This is a genomic window from Geothermobacter hydrogeniphilus, assembly GCF_002898515.1.
Classification (GTDB): Bacteria; Desulfobacterota; Desulfuromonadia; order Desulfuromonadales; family Geothermobacteraceae; genus Geothermobacter_A.
The window spans coordinates 25,882-47,068 of the sequence record NZ_PPFX01000007.1 but is presented as its reverse complement, the minus strand read 5'-3'; the positions used below and the strand labels follow the sequence as shown (position 1 = coordinate 47,068).

22 protein-coding genes are annotated in these 21,187 nt (G+C 60.0%); 6 read left to right on the top strand and 16 right to left on the bottom strand.

Annotated features, from left to right (window positions below; all coding sequences use genetic code 11):
* The first annotated feature begins 31 nt into the window (after positions 1-31).
* The gene (gene eno / locus C2E25_RS04765; protein ID WP_103114645.1) at positions 32-1,324 is read left to right on the top strand and encodes a phosphopyruvate hydratase; all 1,293 of its coding nucleotides are present in this window, start codon (positions 32-34) and stop codon (positions 1,322-1,324) included.
* Positions 1,325-1,416: 92 nt separating this feature from the next.
* On the opposite strand, the gene C2E25_RS04760 is transcribed toward eno, so the two are convergent.
* From C2E25_RS04760 to C2E25_RS04735, 6 genes are all read right to left on the bottom strand, one after another.
* Entirely contained in the window at positions 1,417-1,797 is a 381-nt protein-coding gene (locus C2E25_RS04760; protein WP_103114644.1) for a hypothetical protein, read from the bottom strand.
* Between the two features lie 52 nt (positions 1,798-1,849).
* A complete protein-coding gene (locus C2E25_RS04755; RefSeq protein WP_085010824.1) occupies positions 1,850-2,170 on the bottom strand; it encodes a zf-TFIIB domain-containing protein in 321 nt (106 codons plus the stop codon).
* 77 nt (positions 2,171-2,247) lie between these two features.
* Complete coding sequence (locus tag C2E25_RS04750; RefSeq protein ID WP_103114643.1) at positions 2,248-3,183, bottom strand: hypothetical protein; 936 nt, start codon at positions 3,181-3,183, stop codon at positions 2,248-2,250.
* Between the two features lie 67 nt (positions 3,184-3,250).
* Positions 3,251-4,003: a succinate dehydrogenase/fumarate reductase iron-sulfur subunit gene (locus C2E25_RS04745; protein ID WP_103114704.1), complete on the bottom strand. Its 753-nt coding sequence runs from the start codon at positions 4,001-4,003 to the stop codon at positions 3,251-3,253.
* A gap of 14 nt (positions 4,004-4,017) precedes the next feature.
* Positions 4,018-5,931: a fumarate reductase/succinate dehydrogenase flavoprotein subunit gene (locus C2E25_RS04740; RefSeq protein WP_103114642.1), complete on the bottom strand. Its 1,914-nt coding sequence runs from the start codon at positions 5,929-5,931 to the stop codon at positions 4,018-4,020.
* A 12-nt stretch (positions 5,932-5,943) separates the two neighbouring features.
* Entirely contained in the window at positions 5,944-6,618 is a 675-nt protein-coding gene (locus tag C2E25_RS04735) for a succinate dehydrogenase cytochrome b subunit (protein ID WP_103114641.1), read from the bottom strand.
* 455 nt (positions 6,619-7,073) lie between these two features.
* On the opposite strand from C2E25_RS04735, the gene tgt reads away from it, so the two are divergent.
* From tgt to hepT, 4 genes are all read left to right on the top strand, one after another.
* Entirely contained in the window at positions 7,074-8,189 is a 1,116-nt protein-coding gene (gene tgt, locus C2E25_RS04730; RefSeq protein ID WP_103114640.1) for a tRNA guanosine(34) transglycosylase Tgt, read from the top strand.
* An 8-nt stretch (positions 8,190-8,197) separates the two neighbouring features.
* Positions 8,198-8,974, top strand: coding sequence for a hypothetical protein (locus tag C2E25_RS04725; protein WP_103114639.1), 777 nt, complete (start codon positions 8,198-8,200; stop codon positions 8,972-8,974).
* A 161-nt stretch (positions 8,975-9,135) separates the two neighbouring features.
* A complete protein-coding gene (gene mntA, locus C2E25_RS04720; RefSeq protein ID WP_103114638.1) occupies positions 9,136-9,576 on the top strand; it encodes a type VII toxin-antitoxin system MntA family adenylyltransferase antitoxin in 441 nt (146 codons plus the stop codon).
* Positions 9,557-9,964: a type VII toxin-antitoxin system HepT family RNase toxin gene (gene hepT / locus C2E25_RS04715; RefSeq protein ID WP_199177363.1), complete on the top strand. Its 408-nt coding sequence runs from the start codon at positions 9,557-9,559 to the stop codon at positions 9,962-9,964. Before mntA ends, hepT begins: the two co-directional genes overlap by 20 nt.
* A gap of 186 nt (positions 9,965-10,150) precedes the next feature.
* Here the strand turns inward: hepT and C2E25_RS04710 are convergent, their stop codons facing one another.
* Together C2E25_RS04710 and C2E25_RS17630 are read right to left on the bottom strand one after the other, a co-directional pair.
* The gene (locus C2E25_RS04710) at positions 10,151-10,282 is read right to left on the bottom strand and encodes a hypothetical protein (protein WP_233189345.1); all 132 of its coding nucleotides are present in this window, start codon (positions 10,280-10,282) and stop codon (positions 10,151-10,153) included.
* The gene (locus C2E25_RS17630; RefSeq protein WP_199177362.1) at positions 10,236-10,997 is read right to left on the bottom strand and encodes an ATP-binding protein; all 762 of its coding nucleotides are present in this window, start codon (positions 10,995-10,997) and stop codon (positions 10,236-10,238) included. Before C2E25_RS17630 ends, C2E25_RS04710 begins: the two co-directional genes overlap by 47 nt.
* A gap of 111 nt (positions 10,998-11,108) precedes the next feature.
* Between C2E25_RS17630 and C2E25_RS04700 the strand changes: the two genes are divergently transcribed.
* Positions 11,109-11,603, top strand: a complete 495-nt coding sequence (locus C2E25_RS04700; RefSeq protein WP_103114635.1) for a CPCC family cysteine-rich protein — start codon at positions 11,109-11,111, stop codon at positions 11,601-11,603.
* Positions 11,604-11,665: 62 nt separating this feature from the next.
* Here the strand turns inward: C2E25_RS04700 and C2E25_RS04695 are convergent, their stop codons facing one another.
* From C2E25_RS04695 to C2E25_RS04660, 8 genes are all read right to left on the bottom strand, one after another.
* The gene (locus tag C2E25_RS04695) at positions 11,666-12,304 is read right to left on the bottom strand and encodes an outer membrane protein (RefSeq protein ID WP_158247123.1); all 639 of its coding nucleotides are present in this window, start codon (positions 12,302-12,304) and stop codon (positions 11,666-11,668) included.
* A 19-nt stretch (positions 12,305-12,323) separates the two neighbouring features.
* Positions 12,324-14,024, bottom strand: coding sequence for an Ig-like domain-containing protein (locus tag C2E25_RS04690; RefSeq protein ID WP_103114633.1), 1,701 nt, complete (start codon positions 14,022-14,024; stop codon positions 12,324-12,326).
* A 159-nt stretch (positions 14,025-14,183) separates the two neighbouring features.
* On the bottom strand, positions 14,184-14,495 hold the full coding sequence (locus C2E25_RS04685; protein ID WP_103114632.1) for a rhodanese-like domain-containing protein: 312 nt from the start codon (positions 14,493-14,495) through the stop codon (positions 14,184-14,186).
* A gap of 6 nt (positions 14,496-14,501) precedes the next feature.
* A complete protein-coding gene (locus tag C2E25_RS04680; protein ID WP_269845099.1) occupies positions 14,502-15,284 on the bottom strand; it encodes a septal ring lytic transglycosylase RlpA family protein in 783 nt (260 codons plus the stop codon).
* A 29-nt stretch (positions 15,285-15,313) separates the two neighbouring features.
* The gene (locus C2E25_RS04675) at positions 15,314-16,267 is read right to left on the bottom strand and encodes an acetyl-CoA carboxylase carboxyltransferase subunit alpha (protein ID WP_085010834.1); all 954 of its coding nucleotides are present in this window, start codon (positions 16,265-16,267) and stop codon (positions 15,314-15,316) included.
* Between the two features lie 222 nt (positions 16,268-16,489).
* Complete coding sequence (gene dnaE, locus C2E25_RS04670) at positions 16,490-19,963, bottom strand: DNA polymerase III subunit alpha (protein WP_103114631.1); 3,474 nt, start codon at positions 19,961-19,963, stop codon at positions 16,490-16,492.
* 112 nt (positions 19,964-20,075) lie between these two features.
* Positions 20,076-20,663, bottom strand: a complete 588-nt coding sequence (locus tag C2E25_RS04665) for a Maf family protein (RefSeq protein ID WP_103114630.1) — start codon at positions 20,661-20,663, stop codon at positions 20,076-20,078.
* A 58-nt stretch (positions 20,664-20,721) separates the two neighbouring features.
* Complete coding sequence (locus tag C2E25_RS04660; RefSeq protein WP_103114629.1) at positions 20,722-21,153, bottom strand: hypothetical protein; 432 nt, start codon at positions 21,151-21,153, stop codon at positions 20,722-20,724.
* Between the last annotated feature and the right edge of the window lie 34 nt (positions 21,154-21,187).

The window sequence follows — 21,187 nt, the reverse complement described above, 5'->3', positions numbered from 1 at the left end:
AACTTCCAATCCCATCGCCAAGGGGGCAAAAATGAGCGAAATTATTGATGTTTACGCCCGCGAAATCCTTGATTCGCGCGGCAACCCGACCGTTGAAGTTGAAGTTTTCCTCGAAAGCGGCGCCATGGGCCGCGCGGCGGTACCGAGCGGCGCCTCGACCGGCGAAAGAGAGGCCCTGGAGCTGCGCGACGGCGACACGTCACGCTACCTCGGCAAGGGCGTTCTCAAGGCTGTCGAAAATGTCAACGAAATCATCGCCGACGCCCTGGTCGGCTGGGAAGCTTCGGATCAGGTTGGCATCGACCGCAAGCTGATCGAGCTGGACGGCACCGATTACAAGAGCAATCTCGGCGCCAACGCCACCCTCGGTGCCTCCCTGGCCTGCGCCAAGGCGGCCGCCGAAGAGGCCGGACTGCCTCTCTATCAGTACATCGGCGGCGCCAACGCCAAGGAGCTGCCGTTGCCGCAGATGAACATCCTCAATGGCGGCGAGCACGCCGACAACAACGTCGACATTCAGGAATTCATGATTCTGCCGGCCGGTGCCGCTTCCTTCAAAGAGGCACTGCGGATGGGCGCCGAGATCTTTCACCGTCTGAAAAAAGTCCTGAAGGACAAAGGCTACAACACCTCCGTCGGCGACGAAGGTGGATTCGCCCCGAATCTGGCCAGTAACGAGGAAGCCCTGCAGGTGATTGTCGAGGCGATCGAGGCCGCCGGTTACAAACCCGGGGAAGATGTCCTGCTGGCCCTCGATGTTGCCGCGTCGGAAATCTACGAAGACGGCAAATACAACTTCGCCAACGAAGAGCATGCCATCAAGACAGCAGAACAGGTGGTTGACTTCTACGAAGATCTGGTCAACCGCTACCCGATCATTTCGATCGAAGACGGCATGGCGGAAAACGACTGGGACGGCTGGAAACTGCTGACCGAGCGGCTTGGTGAACGCATTCAGCTGGTCGGTGACGACCTGTTCGTCACCAACACCCGCATCATCAGGGAAGGGATCGAGAAGAACATCACCAACTCGGTCCTGATCAAACTCAACCAGATCGGCACCCTGACCGAAACCCTTGAAGCGATCGAGATGGCCAAACGCGCCGGTTACACCGCGGTTGTCTCTCACCGCAGCGGCGAGACCGAAGACACCACCATCGCCGACCTGGTGGTCGCCACCAACGCCGGCCAGATCAAAACCGGGTCTCTCTGCCGTACCGACCGGATCTGCAAGTACAACCAACTGCTGCGTATCGAGGACGAACTCGACAAGGTTGCGGTCTTCAACGGCAAAGATGTTTTCTATAACCTGCGCAACCGGTAAACCTCCGGGCGAGACCAGTAAAAATGCCCCCGGTTGACAGGCCGGGGGCATTTTTATTGGACCAGGTGCATCTGCTTCGGGTTGGATCCACGTCATCCCGAAGGATAGAGCCGGTAACGACCTTTCTCTTTTTCCCGGCGCAGACGACCTTCACCTTCCATGCTGCGCAACAGTTGCTGCAGTTTCCGGCGCGGCAGGTCGGCAATCCTGTCATACAGTTCCGTCTGCAGCAATCCGGATTCGGCAGAGACAATATCCTGAATCCGTCGCTCAACATCAGCCATCTCCGGGGGCTCCTGAGACCGGATCTCCGGAGCCTCTTCCAATGTCGGCACCTCACCCCGGTTCGCGACTGCGCCCTGTTCTTCGGCCATCTCCCGCCGGATATCCCGTTCGATGTCGAGCAGACGACGGTAAAACCACCCTCCGGCGAGAATCAAAATCACCAGAATCAGAAACAACCAGAAACCCATCGCATGCTCCTCCCATCAGGGCGACACCGCGGACATCAATACCGCCGCGACACTATTCGGCAAGTTTTTCGGGATAATCATCGGCTGCGTTGAACCACTGGTCAAACCAGTTGCGATGATCCTTTCCGGAAAGAATCTGGAGATCATTAGGCCCCAGCCAGATGCCGCCGCAACCGGGACATTTGTCAAGCGGAACCCCACGAAAGGTCATCGCCTCAATCATTTCTCCACACTTGGGGCAGCGACCTCGGCAAAGGTCATGAATCAGCTCTTCGCGCGCGTCCTTCTGCATTTTGCGGATTTTTTCTTTTTCCTGACGATAGATGTATTCGTTTTCCAAGGCCTTTTCACGTTCTTTCCAGATATCGACCATTCGGCACCCCCTTGATTTTACAAGCCTTTTCTCCATTATACCGGGCAATCGAAGGGTCGCAACAGGTACCGGAGAATTCAGCGGCACTTCCAGGAGCCGCCGCCATAGGAAGCTCCCTTGCCGAGATTAAGTAAATGACCGATGGCAAACAGAGGGTGAAGTTCCTCCCGCCATGGACCCGGCAGGTCGATCTCCCCTGCCAGACCGCCAAGATCCTGGGTTGAATGGCCCTTGTCAAGGGTCCGCCAATCCTGCCAATGCAGACGGGAAGCCCCTTTATCCACCACGGCGAAGCGCGCAAGCAGTTCAGCAGGGTTCGGGACAACCTCCACTCCGCACCAGGCAACGCACATTCCGGTCAGGCGTCGTAAAAAAAAGGGAAGCAGGACGGTATGATTCGGAGCAAACAGCGGCCGGCCATGAACCAGCAACCGGGCCGGAGACAGAAACTTCAGGGTCGCGTCACAACGCTGCGATTCGACCAGATCGAGCGCCTGAAGGATCGGCAGCGCGGGATCGACTTCAGGATCACCTCCAAATTCAAGGTCATGCCAGGTACCATCGGGGAGCTGAGCCGCAACCCGGACAATACTGAAAGCACCTTCCCGGCGATGGATCCCGATTTCCCCCAAAGTCAGCAACAACCTGCAGAAGGATCCGATCAACTGCCTTCCCTCTCCCCAGAAAACCACATCGAGGGAGAAAAGGTCACCTGCCGAGAGGACAACAGGCAGGTTCTCGGGCAGCTGAATGACAAAGGGAGGTGGATAAAACGGGAACGCCTTGCGTGTCCGAGGATCCGGATTTCGGCATGGCGTGAACAACAGGTCCAGCTGTGCCTGGAGTTTCTCCTCCCGGCAACACCCGGCGAGAATTTTACGGGCCATTTTCAATTCGCGACGCAACTGCAGCAACACGTCCGGCCCCAGCTCGAAATCCCGGTCGAATTCGATCTGAAAACGCGCGTGGACGTAGTCAACCTGCCTCAGTGCCTGGGTATCGAACCATTCCATGGCGACAGACTAACAAAAAAAGGGCGGGCCCGAAAGGACCCGCCCATAAAAGCTGGATGCAGAAAGCTTAATCCTGGGCCCCTTTCGGCAGCGCCTTGATCAGCTCCTTGTTCAGATACGAGATAAAAGCGGTCTTGACCCCTTTCGGGCAGGCGGCTTCACACTCGTAGTGATTGGTGCAGTTACCGAAACCTTCGAGATCATGAGCGGCAATCATCGCCTTGACCCGGCGGGCGCCTTCCGGCTTGCCCTGCGGCAGCATGTTCAGATGCGCCACCTTGGCGGCGGTGAAGAGCATTCCCGAAGCATTCGGACAGGCGGCGACACAGGCGCCGCAGCCGATGCACTCGGCGGCATCCATGGCCCGGTCAAGCTGCCACTTCGGAATCGGATGATCGTTGGCATCCGGAGCCCCGCCGCAGGTGATCGAGGTATAGCCATAGGCCTGCATGATGCGGTCGAAGGCGCCGCGATCAACCATCAGGTCCTTCTCGATCGGGAAGGCCTTCGAGCGCCAGGGCTCGATGAAGATGGTGTCGCCGTCGTTGAAACGACGCATGTGCAGCTGGCAGACGGTGACCAGTTCTTCGGGGCCGTGGGGCACGCCGTTGATCACCTGGGAACACATGCCGCAGATGCCCTCACGACAATCATGATCGAAGACGATCGGCTCGATCCCCTGCTTGATCAGCTGCTCGTTGGTCACGTCGAGCATTTCGAGAAAAGACATGTCCGGAGAAATACCTTTGGCCTCGTAACGCTCCATTTTTCCGGGTGCTTTGGCATTGGCCTGCCGCCACACGTACAGCGTAAGATTCATTGTTTTCTCGGACATTATTTGTAACTCCTCTGGGCAAGATGGATATTTTCAAACTTGAGGGGCTCCTTGTGCAGCTCAGGAGCCTTCCCTTCGCCCTTGTACTCCCAGGCGGCGACGTAAGCGTAATTTTCGTCGTCGCGCAGCGCCTCGCCTTCTTCGGTCTGGCTCTCGACCCGGAAGTGGCCGCCGCAGGATTCCTTGCGGTTGAGGGCGTCGAATGCCAGCACTTCGGCAAATTCAAGGAAGTCGGCGACGCGGCCGGCGTTCTCCAGTTGCTGGTTGACCTCTTTGTCGTTGCCGACACACTTGAGGTTCTGCCAGAACTCTTCACGCAGCTTGGGAATTTCGGTCAGAGCCTTCTTCAGGCTCTCTTCCGAACGGGCCATGCCGACGTTGTCCCACATAATCTTGCCCAGCTCACGATGGAACTCAAACGGGGTCTTGTTGCCCTTGATATTACGCAGCTTTTCGATGTTCGCTTCAACCTGGGCCTTCGACTCCTTGAAGGCGTCGTGGTCGGTGGTCACCGCGCCCGGGGTGGTCGAGGCGAGGTAGGGACCGATGGTGTAGGGAATGACGAAGTAACCGTCGGAGAGCCCCTGCATCAACGCCGAAGCGCCGAGACGGTTGGCGCCGTGAACCGAGAAGTTGGCCTCGCCAAGAACGAACAGGCCGGGGACGTTGCTCTGCAGTTCATAATCGACCCAAAGACCGCCCATGCAGTAGTGCGGGGCCGGGTAGATACGCATCGGCACTTTGTAGGCATCCTCATCAACAATTTTCTCATACATCTGGAACAGGTTGCCGTAGCGCTCACGAATGGCTTTTTCGCCATCGCGCTTGATGGCATCGCGGAAATCAAGATTGACCGCATAGCCCGAAGCCCCGACTCCCTTGCCGGCATCGGCCTGCAGCTTGGCGTTGCGCGAAGCAACGTCACGCGGCACCAGGTTGCCGAAGGAGGGGTACTTGGTTTCGAGGTAGTAGTCGCGCTCGTCCTCGGGAATCTCGTTGGCCGGCCGCTTGTCGCCGGCTTTCTTCGGCACCCAGACGCGGCCGTCGTTCCGCAGCGATTCCGACATCAGGGTCAGTTTCGACTGATGATCGCCGGTCACCGGAATACAGGTCGGGTGAATCTGGGTGTAGCAGGGATTAGCAAAGAAGGCGCCCTTCTTGGCCGCCTTCCAGTTCGCCGTGACACTGGACCCCATGGCGTTGGTCGACAGGTAGAAGACGTTGACATAGCCGCCGGTCGCCAGCACCACCGCGTCGCCCCAGTGGGACTCGATCTCGCCGGTGATCAGGTTGCGGCAGGTAATCCCCTTGGCATGGCCGTCAACCACCACCAGGTCGAGCATCTCGCGACGGTTGTGGATCTTGACCTTGCCGGCTTTCACCTGGCGGGAAAGGGACTGGTAAGCGCCGATCAGCAGCTGCTGGCCGGTCTGGCCGCGGGCGTAGAAGGTCCGCGAAACCTGGGCGCCGCCGAAGGAGCGGTTGACCAGGTAACCGGCGTAGTCACGGGCAAAGGGAACGCCCTGGGCGACACACTGGTCGATGATATTGTTCGACACCTGGGAAAGACGCCAGACATCGGCCTCACGGGCACGGAAGTCGCCGCCCTTGATGGTATCGTAGAAAAGCCGGCGGATGCTGTCGCCGTCGTTCGGGTAGGCCTTGGCCGCGTTGATGCCGCCCTGGGCGGCGATCGAATGGGCGCGGCGGGCGCTGTCCTGGTAACAGAAGCATTCGACATTGTAGCCGAGTTCACCCAAGGTGGCCGCGCCGGCGCCTCCGCCGAGGCCGGTTCCCACCATCAGGATCTTGTATTTACGTTTATTGGCCGGGTTCACCAGCTTCATGTCAAAGCGGTGGCGATCCCATGAAGTTTCAATAGGCCCTGTAGGGCATTTGCCGTCGAGAATCACTGTATGTACCCCCTAGAGTTTGACAATGCCGACCATGATAAGGACGGGAATGGAGATGAAGCCGATGGAAACCACCAGAGCAAGAAATTTGCCGACCGCCTGGTATTTCGGCTGAACACATTCGTTGCTCAGCCCCAGGGTCTGCAGAAAACTCTGGAAGCCGTGGCTGACATGGAAGAACAGCAGGATCATGGCGGCCACATAGACGAGAACATTGATCGCCTTGCCGAACCCGGTCACGACCATGGTGTAAACATCGAAATGCTCACCCATATAGGCCTTGGCGAGTTGATCGACATTGTCGACACCGACATGCAGGGTGAAGTGCAGCACGTGGTAGATGACGAAGGCCAGCAGCACCAGCCCACTGACAATCATGGTCTTGGCGGCGAAGGTGGTGACGAGGTTCTTTTTCTGCTGGTAGTCGACCGGACGGGCCGCCCGGTTTTCCAAGGTCAGCTGGATGCCGAACCAGACATGCAGAACAAAAACCACCAGCATCACCAGGCGCACGACCCACAGCAACGGACCGAGATCCCGCAGGTGAACAGCATAGGCGTTGATGCCTTCCGGGCCGACGAAAATCGACATATTGCCGAGCACGTGGCCAAGGATGAAGAGGACCAGGATTGCCCCGGTCACGGCCATGGTGAGCTTTCTGCCCACGGAACTTTTCAGCATACTCATGTTTAATCCCTCAAAGTAGTGAAGTGAACTAAAGAATCAGGGGAACGGGACACCAGCCTCGCCGCCTCCCTGCAACGGCGATGGCACTGAGGCTGGACAGTTGGAACGGGGTGGACCTCTCCATTCGATCACAGATTGCATTTGACAGACCCCCTGTATCAAGAGTTAAAAAGGTTGAAAAAGGAACAAAGAATGCAGGAACCGGACAGTCGCTTCAAGGTCCGGTTCAGCCCGCCCTACATACCACTCGAAACGTATACATGTCAACTGAAAACATGCACACTGTATACAATGTTTCAAACTTTGTTCTTCTCCGTCAAGGGCCCATTTCATGCGGGTTTGAATGCCTGTTGAGGGGCGACAAAAAGAGCCGGTAATGCTTGTCGATATCGCCGTTTTCTGGTAAAAGAAGAGGCCTTTTCAATGCCCGCAATTCAACCGAAAGAGACCGACTGATGTTTCCCTTCGAGCTTCTCGCCAACGATACAGACAGCCGTGCCCGGCGCGGTCGTCTGACCACCCCGCACGGGGTTATTGAAACACCGATTTTCATGCCGGTCGGCACCCACGGCGCCCTCAAGGCGATGACCCCCGATCAGGTCGATGCCGCCGGCGCGCAGATCATCCTCGCCAACACCTACCACCTGCACCTGAAACCGGGGGAAGGACTGGTGGAGAAAGCCGGCGGCCTGCACCGCTTTATGAACTGGGACAAGCCAATTCTCACCGACAGCGGCGGCTTCCAGGTCTTTTCCCTGCCGAAGAAACAGATCGGCGAAGACGGGGTCACCTTCCGCAACGAGGTGACCGGAGAACAGACCTTTCTCGGCCCGAAAGAGGCGATCGCCATCGAAAACGCCCTCGGCGCCGACATCATCATGGCCTTCGACGAGTGTATCCCCTACCCGTCCAGCCACGACTATGCCGCCCAATCAATCAAGAAGACCCTGCGCTGGGCCGAAGCCTGCCGCAAAGCCCACCGCCGCGAAGACCAGGCGCTGTTCGGCATCGTTCAGGGCAGCGTCTACCGGGATCTGCGCCGCGAGTGCGCCGAGCAGCTCGCAGCGATGGACTTCCCCGGCTACGCGGTCGGCGGCGTCAGCGTCGGCGAGGGGCTGGAACTGCTGAAGCAGGTGGTCGAGTTCACCGAGCCCTTCCTGCCGGAAAACAAACCCCGTTACCTGATGGGGGTCGGCCTGCCGGAGGACATCCTCGAAAGCATCGAGCGCGGCATGGACATGTTCGACTGCGTGATCCCGACCCGCTACGCCCGCAGCGCCACCCTCTTCACCCGGCGCGGCAAGCTGCGCCTGACCAACCGCAGGTTCCGGCGTGACTTCTACCCGGTCGACACCTCCTGCGACTGCTACTGCTGCCGCAATTTCACCCGCGCCTACCTGCACCACCTGTTCAATGCCAACGAGGTGCTCTCGGCGACCCTGTCGGCGATCCACAACGTCCACTTCTACCTGACCATGGTGGCGGAAGCGCGCCGGGCGATCGAGCGGAACGACTTCGTCGCCTTCAAGAAAGCGTTCCTCGAAGAGTACGGATTCTATCGCCAGGGCTGAGCGGAACCATGGGGGATGAGCGGGACAAGGCGATCAGGCTGCTGTGCGCCCTGCGGGCCGACGGGGACGAGCTGTTCCAGCTGGTCCGCGACTCCGATCCTGAGGTGCTGCTCAACCTGCTGAAGAACCCCGGGGTCGGGGAAGAGCACCTGCTGGTGCTGCTGAAAAGGCGTGACCTGCCGGAAGGACTGCTCAAGGCGATCGACCAGCGCACCCGGGAGAAGGCCGGGCACCGGCTGCAGCTGGCGCTGGCGCGCAATCCGAACACCCCGGCGGCCACCGTGCTGCGCCTGCTGCCGCACCTCTACCTGTTCGAACTGCTTGACCTCTGCACCCTGCCCGGCCCCACACCCGACCAGCGCCTGGCGGCCGAGCGCCAGATCATCCTGCGCCTGCCCGGCGAGGAACTCGGCAACAAGCTCAGCCTGGCGCGCCGCGCCACCTCCACCATTCTGCAGGCCCTGATCAGGGACGGCGACCCGCGCCTGGTCCAGGCCTGCCTCGACAACCCGCGCCTCAAGGAGGTCGCGCTGCTGCAATTCCTGCGCAGCGGCAAGGCCAACGCCGAGAGCATCTCGCAGATCGCCCGCCATCCGCGCTGGCAGCAGCGCCGACAATTGCGCCTCGCCATCCTCAAGTGCCCGAAGACCCCGGCCGTCTGGTACACCCTCTGGCTGCCGCGATTGAAAAGCGGCGACCTGCGCGCCCTCGCGGCACAGCGCAACCTGCCGGTGCGGCAAAAAGAGCTGCTGAAGGCCGAAATGAAAAAACGCGGGCTCGGCTAGGTTTCACAGCACTGTCTGCATCCAACATCACGAAGATATAGCGGTTGACTGCCTTACCGGCGAACTCTAAGATTGATTTCAACCTGACTCCATGAGCCCCTTGTCGACGGATTCAGGTTCAACCGCCGAATTCCTGGACCTGAAATGGATTATCACTCATCATGACGGCAAGCTCCCTTACAGTCCCCGCAAAGCAACTGTCGGCAATCGCTGAAAGTTTGGGTTCCCTGTCCGGCCTTGCCGTCGCTTATCTGCACGGCTCGGCAGCGAGAGGGCGACTGCGCCCCGCAAGCGATCTTGACATCGCCCTGCTCTTCAATGGGCCTGCTCCGCTCACGAACAAACTGCTCTCCCTGTCGGCAGACCTCGAAACAATCGCCGGCCGCCCCGTCCATCTGGGAATTCTTTCCCTGGAAAACCTGATTTACGCCACCGAAGTTTACCGGCACGGCAAGGAAATTTTCTGCCGTGACGAGGACTGCCGTGACCTGTTTCTCATGCAGATGCTTTCGGCCTATGTCGACTACAACTACGCCCGCCGGGAGGTTCTGGACGCGTACCTGATCCGGGAGAATGACTCAGATGAATATACTGCTGAATAAGGCCCAGATTATCGAACGATGCATCAGCCGGATTCATCAGGAAGTGACGGCCTGCCCCAACCTCGACAATTTCACCCATGTTGATGCTCTGATCCTGAACCTTGAACGGGCCTGCCAGGCGACAATCGACATGGCCATGCACCAGGTGGCACGGCATCATCTCGGCATTCCGCAGGGTGCCGCCCAGGCTTTTGAGATGCTGGTTGCCAGGGGGTTGCTGGAACAGTCTCTGGCGCGGGCAATGAAGGCGATGGTCGGATTTCGCAACATCGCCATTCATGAGTACCAGGAACTGGATCTGGAAATTCTTAAAACGATTATTTCTGAAGGGCTTAACGACTTGATCAGTTTCTGCCGGGCCATGGGCGTCCGCATTAAACCCCATTGACGTCGGAACAATCCGGCATCAACTGAATCAAAAATCCATATCACCTGCGGGAAGCGATTCTCTGTTTCGAACCCTCAAAGGACTGCGTCAATGTGGGCGTGTAAATGAAAAGAGACTTTCCGGCCAGCTGGACCTCACGGGTACCGAGAAAGGCCTTGTAGTGGGTGATTCCAATGGTCTGAATTCTCACTCGACCACCTCCCAATACCCTTCTTTCCTCCCTCCAACCCGCCGAAGCAAACCTTGCGCCTGGAGCTTCTGAATGTTCCGTTCAATAGATCGCTCGGTTATACCAATCAAAACAGCTAATTCCGGGATAGTGATAGTGCTTTTGTCTCGACAGGCTTTCAGGATCTTTCCCGACGTTTTCCCGACGTTTTCCCGACTGAGCGTCGGTTAAAAGATCACGACTCGGGTCAGGTTGACCGGATAAAACAGCATCGTGCTCCACAAGCTCCGGCTCCTCCACAGGTTTTCGGTGCACCGTTGCGGTGAACAAGCAGCCGTCGTGGTCGTCGGTAAAATCGATGTCGGACCACTTCTCCAGGGCGCGTTTGATGCCCGAGCCCAGCCCGTGGTAGGGCAACAGACCCTTGGCCACGTAGGACACCAGGATCGGGTTGCGAATATTGGAGTTCCCGGCGCGGATTTTTTCTACCGTCAGGTTGTTCGGCAGATGACCGGGACTGATGATCTCGATGCGGTTGTCGAACATGAACAGGCGGATTGGAGCACTTATCAGGTAGTCACGGTGGACCAGAGCATTGACCAGCAGTTCCTCGAAGACGGTTTCAGGAATCTCCGGCGTCCCCGGCGCATTCACCCCGCGCCCGGCCTGTACCTTGTGCAGATTGCGCATGACAAAGGCCAGGGCACCATCGAATATTTTCGGCAGCGGTCCGGCGAAATCTTCCGTATCAAGATAGTCGGTGGCGTGTATTTTATTGCCGGGGTGCTGATGTTCGCCGAGCAGCCCGAATGGATTGTGCCGCAGTTCGTCGTCAAGGCGATCCGCTATCCCGCAACAGAGCAAAAAACATCAACAATGTAGGTCATTTCAGACGCCATCTCAAGGGAATTTGCGAGTTGTCCGCTATTGATCAAAAGCCTGTTATGATATCCTTGCCGACCACAGGGAGGAACAATGGAACAGTATAGCTATCAATGGCTCAAGGGAGATATTCTTGCACCTAAAGAGTGGACGCCCCCGGCCGGGCTGGAGGATTCACCTTTTGCCCGAAGGCGACTGTTCTTCAATCACCATCCAACCCACTGCAACGGACACACGACCTGCCCCTGCTGCGGCTATCCCACCCTGGAATTCCGGGGAGCTTTTGACTATTGCTCCATCTGCCATTGGGAGGATGACGGCCAGGACGACCCTTATGCGGACCAGGATAATGGCGGGCCGAACGGGGGCTGGACGTTACAGCAGGCACGACGCAATTTCAGTGTGACGCTGAGCATGTTCGCCCCCAATGATGATTTCTTCCCGAAGGAGAGGGTGTTGGGTGAGGCGGCCCAACACAAAAAAAAGCGACTCTGCCGACTCTATGACAGCCTCATGACAGTGGTATCGGAAGACGAGATACGCCGAATCTGGAGCGAAATTGATCGGCAATGGGGCAAGGTTCCTTAGCCTGGCCCCTCATACAACCGGGAAATCAGGGGTGGGATATATCAATCCCCTCTGCAGATACTTCAGAACGACGCCCGCAACCCCACCATGAAGCTGTGGTTGTCATACTCGCCGTCAAACTCCTCGCCGGTCGCGTCCTTGAAACTCGGGCTGGTGGTACCGAAATAGCGGTAACCGAGGTCGAGTTTCCAGCGCGGGTTGATGGCGTAATCAACCCCGAGTCCGACCTGGTAGGCCAGCACCAGGTCATCATCATCCGCCAGCGGGGAACCGGCCACGGTCACCGTGTCGAGGGAGATCGAGGCGACACCGAGCCCGGCGCCGAAGTAGGGAGTCCAGGGGGTGCGATTACGACGTTCACCATAGCTGCAGAGCAACAGGCTCCAGGCGGTGATGTCGCCGTCACCGGCAAACTTTCCTTCAACGAACTCGACCTTGTCGACGGCATTCTGCCGCCAGGCCGCTTCGATTTCGACCCGGCCGCCATGATAGGCGGAGGACTCGGGAAGAGCGTAACCGAGGCTCAGGGACGCCATCACGCCGGGATCGGATTGGGTAATGAAGGTCCCATCGGCACTGCTGTTGTCAGCATCATTCAGCAGGCCGGCACCGGCATTGAGCTGGCTGTAGAATGTCCCGTCAAATGCCCATCCGCCAATCGACCAGCAGAGCATCAGGATCGTCAACAGCATCGTTTTCATCGCCAAGATCCTTCCCGAACTACTGCACATTGACTGTTACCGTGGCTGTCTGACCGCCGAAAGCGGCCTGAACGTCGAGGGTACCGACATCGACACCGGTCAGAAGACCCGGGTGGCGCACTGAATCCAGAAATGCCGCGACCGATTCGTCCGGACTGCTCCAAGTGACATCGGCGCTCACATCCTGGCTGCCGCCACTGTAGGTGGCCGTCACCGCAAGTTGAACAGTCGCCCCGGATGAAACACTCACCGTCTGTGGAACGATGCTGAGCGACTGGAGAGTCGCCGTCTGGACAGCGAGCGTGGCGGTCCCGTCCGGCACCCCGCCGAAAGCGGCCGAGATCGTGGTCTGGCCCGCTGCCACCCCGGTCGCCACCCCCCTGATCGGGTCGACCGCACCGATACCGGCCACCGCCGAATTGGAACTGCTCCAGGCCGCGTCCAGGGTCAGGTCCTGGGTGACATTCCCGGCAAAGGTCCCGGTCACGGTAAAGGCCCGGGTCGTCCCGGCAAAAATGATGGGTGCCGCCGGACTGATGTCCAACCTGTTCAGAACAGGTGTGCTCACGGTCAGACTGACCGAGGGTGAGAAGGTGTCATAGGTGGCCGTGATGGTCGATGTCCCCTGCGTCAGGGCCGACAGCCGGCCCTGCAGACCGCTGACATTGCTGATGGAAGCAACGGCCTGGGTGCCGGAGTTCCAGGTCACCAGCGACGTGATGTCGCGGGATGTGTTGTTGCTGAACTGCCCGGTGGCGGTCAGCTGCGCGCGGGTTCCGGCGACCAGCGACAGGGGAGATACGGGAGTGATACTGATACCGGTCAGGTCCCCGCCGGTGACCTTGAGTCCGGTCCCGGCATTGACACCGTTGAGGGCCGCGCTGATCGTCGTCTGCCCCGACTTCAGGCTGGTGACAACCCCGGCCGCGTCAATTTCGGCAACCGTGGCATCCGTTGAACTCCAGGCGACCTGGGCTGTCAAATCCTGGCTCGTCTCGTCCGAAAAGGACCCGGTGGCTGTGAAAGAACGCATCGAGAGGCTGACCATGGCGGCATTCTGGGGAGCAAGGGCGAGACTCTGCAGCACCGCCGCGGTCACCGTCATGGTGGTGGAGGCCGTCAGGCCGTCGAAGGTCGCGGAGATGTCGGTCGTTCCTTCGAGCAGCGCCGAGACCAGTCCCTCGCTGCCGCGACTGTTGCTGATGGCCGCCACCGTCGGCACGGTCGAGGACCAGGAGACATCGCTGGTCAGGTCCTGGCTGGTCGCGTCGGAAAAGGTGCCGGTAGCGGTGAATTGTCGGGTCAAACCCTTGGCCGCGCTCGGAGTCAGGGGGCTGAGGGTCAAGGTGGAGATGGTCGCATTGCTCACCGTCAGCAGAAAATCGGCCGTCACCCCGTCGAGGTCGGCGGTCAGGGTTACGGTCCCGGGAGCAACGGCCGTCACCCGCCCCACGCTGCCGGGCTGGTTGTCAACCGTGGCGATGGCCGGATCGGAACTGCTCCAGGTCACCTCGGCGGTGATGTCGCGGGTGAACTGACCGGAGAAATTGCCGACCGCCGTCAGCTGGGCGGAAGTCAGGTTGGCGATCTGCGACAGGTTGGAGGTGACCTCGATGGCGGTCAGCGGCAGGAAATTGTTGCTGCGAGTGGCATCATTGCTGCTGCCGCAGCCGGTCAGCAGCCCCAGCAACAGGACCGGAAACCAGAGACGAAAACGCATCACCCCTCCTTTATCCTGAATCAGTGAGCTTGTCACCTGCACTCTTCATCCGGCACAAACCCACTGATTCAGGTTTGAATCAGCACCCGAAAGATTAAACGGAACGGGACGGAAGAGGCAGCGGCAGAAACCCGCAACCGGGCCCTTTGAACGGCAGAATCAGCCGCCCTTCTCCAGCGGCAGCTTCCTGCCGCGCCAGCGATGCATGTGTCCGTCCAGCAGCTCGATCCGGCTGAAACCGCGCATCCGCAGGAACCCGAGTGCCAACTGCGCCCGCGGCCCGTGTTCGCAGGTCAGGACAAGGGCCCGGTTCCGGTCAGGAAGTTTCCCGCAATCAACCGGCAACCGCCAGAAAGGCATGTGCAGGGCGCCCGGAATATGGCCGCCGCGGTATTCAAAACCGCTGCGGACATCAACCACCAACGGGGCATCCGCCCTGCCGAGCTGTTTCGCCAGATCTTCAGGCTTCATCGGCTACTACTCCGTCGCCACCACGAAGGCTCCGGCATAACCCTGCCCGGCAAGCTGCTCGCGAGCCGCCTCGGCCGCCTCCAGGCTGCGGTAACGCCCGGCCCGCACCCGGTAGAAACGTTGTCCGGAAACCCAGCCTTCGGCGACGCTGGAAGCGCCGTAACGGGCCCGCAGCCGGTCGGCCAGGCGGTAGGCATTGTCGGCCAGGGCGAAGGCTCCGACCTGGATCGAGAATTCGCCGACATCGTAACTCCGCGGGGCCCGATAGGCGACCTTGCGCCCCGAACCCTGCTCGGCATAGCCGAGTGCCTCGATCCTGACCGGGGCGGTTCCCGGGCCGACCACGCCGAGCTGCTTGGCGGCGGCGTAGGAGAGATCGATGATCCGGCCGGCAACGAAGGGACCGCGGTCATTGATCCGCACCACGGCCTGACGGCCGTTGCGCTTGTTGGTCACCCGCACCGATACACCCAGCGGCAGGGTCTTGTGTGCCGCGGTCATCTTGTACATGTCGTAGATTTCGCCGTTGCTGGTCTTGCGGCCGTGGAATTTCCGACCGTACCAGCTGGCCATCCCCTCCTGGACGAAGCCGTTCGACTGCCGCAACGGGTCATAGCGACGGCCGTTGACCATGTACGGCTTTTGATGGCCCTGCAGCTCCCGGTTCTGCGGGGTGTCGATCACCCGCGTCCGATAGGCGGGACCGCCGCAGCCGACAACCGACAGCGTCAGCAGCAGACAGGTCGTGAACGGCAACAGAGCGGGAAAACGCGAGAGGACGGGGGCCAAGGGATGTCTCCAGCCGGGCGGCGAAAAAGCTATTCCTGCACCCGGGTCATGGCCCGGAATTTCTGATAGCGCTGTTCGACCAGCTCTTCGCCCGACAGGGCCTGCAGCTCGCCCAGGTGTTTCTTCAGGGAACGCTTGAGGTTGGCGGCCGCCAGAACATAGTCGGTGTGCGCTCCGCCGACCGGTTCGGGAACCACTTCATCGATCACGCAACCGAGAGAATCGATATCGGCGGCGGTCAGTTTGAGGGCCTCGGCGGCTTCCGGGCCGCGGGCGCCGTCCGACCAGAGAATGGCGGCGCAGCCCTCGGGCGAGATCACCGCGTAGACCGAGTACTGCAGCATCAGCACCCGGTTGCCGACGGCAATCGCCAGGGCTCCGCCGGAGCCCCCCTCGCCGGTGATGGTGACGATCACCGGAACAGTCAGAGCCGCCATCTCGCGCAGGTTGCGGGCAATCGCCTCGGCCTGGCCGCGCTCCTCGGCGCCGATCCCCGGAAAGGCGCCGGGGGTGTCAACGAAACAGAAGATCGGCAGGCCGAACTGTTCAGCCATCTTCATCACCCGCAGGGCCTTGCGGTAGCCCTCCGGGTTGGGCATGCCGAAGTTGCGATAGACCTTCGATTTGGTGTCCCGCCCCTTCTGGTGCCCGATCACCGCGCAGGGCTCGCCGTCGAGGCGGGCGAAGCCGCAGACCAGCGCCGGGTCGTCACGGAAGTTGCGGTCGCCGTGGACCTCGAACCAGTCCGTGAAGACATGCTCGATGTAGTCGAGGGTATAGGGCCGGTCCTGGTGACGGGCCAACTGGGTCCGCTGCCAGCGGCTCAGCTTGGAGAAAATCTCGTCCCGCAGCTTGGTGGCCTTCTTCTCCAGTTTCTTGATCTCGCTGGAAAAATCGACATTATCGGTCGAGTAGTCGCGCAGCTCGCGGATCTTCTGCTGCAGATCGACAATCGGTTTTTCAAAATCGAGGTAATGTTGCATTTGTGGGCTCCCGAAAAAAACGCAAAGGCGATTTTTTAACGCTGAGTCGGAGAGGTGCGGAGGTGGAGAGGTCTTCATTATGAAACCACAGTTGATGACGTCGCCAAAGCCATTTTGACTTTCGGGCGAAAACATCAAAGTTAGTTTCAATTTTTCTCTGCGCCTTCTTCCTCTCTGCGGCTCTCCGTTAATAAAGATTTTCCTGGCAATAAATTCCTTTTATCACTCAAAAGTAACGACATTATAGCCGAAAAGTTTTTCCGCATCATCCATCATTTGGTCGCTGGCCGCAACCTTGAGATTCTCCGGCAGGCTCAGCAGGGTTTCGCTGCGGTCAGGGATAACCATGTGCAGCAGCACCCGGCATTCTCCCCGGTGACGTTCGATGATCTCCTTGAGCCGCCGCAGCATGGTCTCGTCCAGTCCCGGCGTGCTGAGCCGGAAATGGACCCGGCGGGTCTGGCTCGACTGCACCTCGGCCAGGTTCTGCACCTGGTTGACCATCAGCTTGTTGCTCTCCTCGCCGACATCAACGGTGCCGCTGACCAGCAAAGCATCATCCCCCTGCAGCAGCTCCCGGCAGGCGGCGTAGGTCTCGGGGAAGATCACCGTCTCGACGAAACCGTTGAGGTCCTCGAAGGTGACGAAGGCCATGCGGTCCCCCTTCTTGGTCGTCAGTTCCTTGATGCCGCTGACGATGCCGCACAGCCGAACCTCCTCCTTGTCGCCGCATTCGGCGATACTGGCGGTGTCGACCGTGGCGAAGCGCTTGATCGCCTCCTTGTGCCGCGCCAGGGGATGACCGGAGATATAGAAGCCGAGGGATTCCTTTTCGAAATTGAGCTTGACCTTTTCTTCCCATTCGGGGACGTCGGGCAGCTTGCCGTAGCCGTTGCCGTTCTGCGTGGAGATGATCTCCTCGCTGCCGAACAATGATTCCTGGCCGATTTCCCGCTCACGCTGGACCTTGGAACCGATCTCCATCGCCTCTTCCAGGGCGTCGAAAAACTGGGCGCGGTGGCCGCCGAGGGAGTCGAAGGCACCGCACTTGACCAGCGCTTCAACCACCTTCTTGTTCACCCGCCGCAGATCGACCCGCTCGCAGAAATCGCTCAGGCTGGCAAAGGCGCCCTCCTCGCGGGCCTGCTGGATCGCCTCGATGGCGGCACTGCCGGCCCCCTTGACGGCGCCGAGCCCGAAACGGATCTGGCCGTCATGGACGGTGAAGCTGCGCTCCGAAGCGTTGATGTCGGGCGGCAGCACCTCGATGCCCATGGAGCGGACCTCGTTGATGTTCTTGATCACCTTGTCGGTGTTTTCCATGTCCTCGGTCAACAGCGCGGCCATGAATTCCACCGGGTAGTGGGCCTTGAGGTAGGCGGTATGGTAGGCGACCAGGGCGTAGGCGGCCGAATGCGACTTGTTGAAGCCGTAGGCGGCAAACTTTTCCATCAGGTCGAAGACCCCTTCGGCCTTCTTCGCGTCGAGCTTGTTCTCGCGGGCGCCGGCGAGAAAGATTTCCTTCTGCTTGGCCATCTCCTCCGGCTTCTTCTTGCCCATCGCCCGACGCAGCAGGTCGGCACCGCCGAGACTGTAGTTGGCCAGCACCTGGGCGATCAGCATGACCTGCTCCTGGTAGACGATGACGCCGTAGGTGTCCTTGAGGATCGGCTCCAGTTGCGGGAAGGGGTAATCGAATTCCTCCTGGCCGTGCTTGCGCTTGATGAAGGAGTCGACCATGCCCGAGCCGAGGGGACCCGGCCGGTAGAGGGCGACCATGGCGATCAGGTCTTCAAAACAGTTCGGCTTGAGCTTGACCAGGTATTCCTTCATCCCCGAGGATTCGAGCTGGAAGACCCCGGTGGTTTCAGCCCGGGAGAGCAGTTCGTAGGTCTTCGGATCGTCGTCGGTCACCAGTTTAAGGTCGAAGTCAGGATCGGCGCCACTGCGGATCAGCCGCACCGCGTTGTCGATGACGGTCAGGGTCTTCAGGCCGAGAAAGTCGAATTTGACCAGGCCGATCTTCTCGACGTAACTCATGGCGTACTGGGTAACCTGGCCGCCCGATTTCTGGTCTTTGTAGAGGGGCAGGTAGTCGGAGAGCGGTCTCGGCGTCACCACCACCCCGGCGGCGTGGGTCGAGGCGTGCCGGGTCAGGCCTTCCAGCGCCAGGGCGACCCGCATCAATTCCTTGAGTTTGGGGTCGGACTGCTGCAGCTCGGCCAGCTTCGGTTCCTGCTGCATCGCCTCCTTGAGGGTGATGTTGAGTACCCCGGGGATCAGCTTGGCGATACGGTCGACCTCGCCGTAGGTCATGCCCAGCGCCCGGCCGACATCGCGGATCACCCCCTTGGCCGCCATGGTGCCGAAGGTGATGATCTGGGCGACGTTCGGCTCGCCGTACTTGCGGCGTACGTATTCGATCACCTCCTCCCGCCCGTAGATGCAGAAGTCAACATCGATATCAGGCATCGAGATCCGCTCCGGGTTGAGAAAGCGTTCGAACAGCAGATTGTAGGGCATCGGGTCGATGTCAGTGATGCGGATGGAAAAGGCGACCAGCGAACCGGCCGCCGAGCCGCGACCCGGACCGACCGGGATATCATGATCCTTGGCCCAGTTGATAAAATCGGCGACGATCAGGAAATAGCCCGGGAAGCCCATCTGCTTGATGCAGTCGAGTTCCCGCCGCAGGCGGTCCCGGTAGGTCTGCTCCTCCTCTGCGGAGAGCTCGCGCACCTGGCGGATATCCGCCAGGCGCACTTCCAGCCCCTCGCGGGACATCTCTTCGAGCACGTCATCAAGGCTCTTGTCGGCCGGTTTTTCATACTGGGGGAAATGGTAGGTGTCGAAATCGAACTCGATATTGCAGCGTTCGGCGATACGCACCGTGTTGGCCAGCGCCTCCGGTTCATCCTTGAACAGGGCGGCCATCTCCTCCGGGGTCTTGACGTAGAACTCGTCATTGGAAAAACGCATCCGCTTGGGGTCATCCATGGTCTTGCCGGTCTGGATGCAGAGCAGCACCTCATGGGCATGAGCCTGTTCGCGGGTCAGGTAGTGGCAGTCGTTGGTCGCCACCAGCGGCAGGCCGAGATCACGGGCGATCTGTTTCAAGCCGTTGTTGACCGGCTCCTGTTCGGGAATGAAGTTTTCCTGCAGTTCGAGGAAGAAGCGGTTGTCATCGAAGATTTCCGCCATCTGCGCGGCCCGCCGTTTGGCCTCGTCAAACTGGCCCAGGGTGATCAGCGCCGGCAGTTCGCCGCCGAGACAGGCGGTCAGGGCGATCAACCCCTCGTTGTGATCACGCAGCAGTTCCCAGTCGATGCGCGGCTTGTAGTAGAAACCTTCGAGGTTGGCCGCCGACACCAGCTTGCAGAGATTGCGATAGCCGACCTGGTTCTGGCAGAGCAGCACCAGGTGATAGGATGCCTCCGAAGAGCCGCGGGCGTCGGTCTTTTTGAAACGGGACTCGGGCGCGACATAGAGTTCACTGCCGATAATCGGCTTGATCCCGGCATCGTTGGCCTTGAGATAGAATTCGACCGCGGCGTGCATGTTACCGTGGTCGGTGACGGCGATGGCGGGCATTTTCAGATCCCTGGCACGCTGCACCAGGTCACCGATCTTGATGGCGCCGTCAAGCAGGCTGTACTGGCTGTGAAGATGCAGATGGACAAAGTTGGCGTGCTGCATAAGACCTTGGAATTCCAATAAGATAGAAAGGCAAAAGGGAGACGGCGGGTTCCCGGCGGCGGCGACTGAAAGCGCGCCGAGTTTAGCATCCGCGGCGACGCGGGGTCAACAATCAGGAACCGAGTACCGGCACCCCGAACTGGCGGAGAAAATCGACCAGCTTGATCAGCGGCAGACCGATCAGGGCGTTGTAGTCCTCGCCCTCCATGCTTTCCATCAGGGCGATGCCGAGCCCCTCGATCTTGAAGGAACCGGCGCAGTCGAGGGGCCGTTCCCGTTCGACGTAATCCTCGATTTCGGCGTCGGTCAGAGCCCGCAGCGAAACGCTGAAGGAGGCAAAATCGGTCAGCGCCTGCCCGCTGGCGCTGTCGAGCAGGGACAGACCGGTATAAAACGTGTGGGTGCGGCCGGCCATGGCCTTCAACTGGCCCCGGGCCCGATGGGCGGTTTTCGGCTTGCCGAGAATGCGGCCGCGCGGATCGACGAAGACCTGGTCCGAACCGATGATCAGGGCGTCGGGATAACGTTCCGCCAGGCTTTCGGCCTTGAGCGCGGCGAGATGCTTGACCAGCAGTTCGGGGGCGACACTCTGATTCAGTTCTTCGTCGCAGCGGGGAGCGGCGGCGATGAACCTGAGGCCCAGCTGAGCAAGCAGGCGGCGACGGTAGGGGCTGGTGGATGCCAGGACAAGGGTGCGCATGGGGGTCTCCGGAAAGTTCCCCCTGTTTTAGCTCAGCGGCGGGGCAAATGCAAATCCTTTACCCCAGCCCAAATCCATCGGCAATTTCGGGATTCGGCTGCCAGGCTGCCAGCCCCTCGCGCACCAGCGGCTCAGGAAACGCATCCCCCGAGGCGCCTGCAAGCGGCGCATCACGCCGGAAGAGCGGCAGACCGTTGTTGCGCGCCCCGTCGCTGGTGGGAAGCAGAGCCTCCTGAAGATCTTCCAGCAGTTGCTCGCGGTCGACACGGGCGAAAAAGTCCTTGAGGGCCAAAGGATCGAGATGCTGGTCGAGAAAGGTAAGCTCACAGCGGCCGGCCGTGATCTCCACCAGGACTTCCCCTTCGTAACTGCCATCGCCAAGAATCCCGGAGACCAGCTCCCCGCCGGCCGCGGCCCGCGATTTCTCCCGTTTCCAGATATCCAGGTAGAGGACCTGCCCCGTCTCTGTCACGCTGTTCAGCAAGACCATGTTGACCTCCCGTAAGGTAGCAAGTTGACTTCTC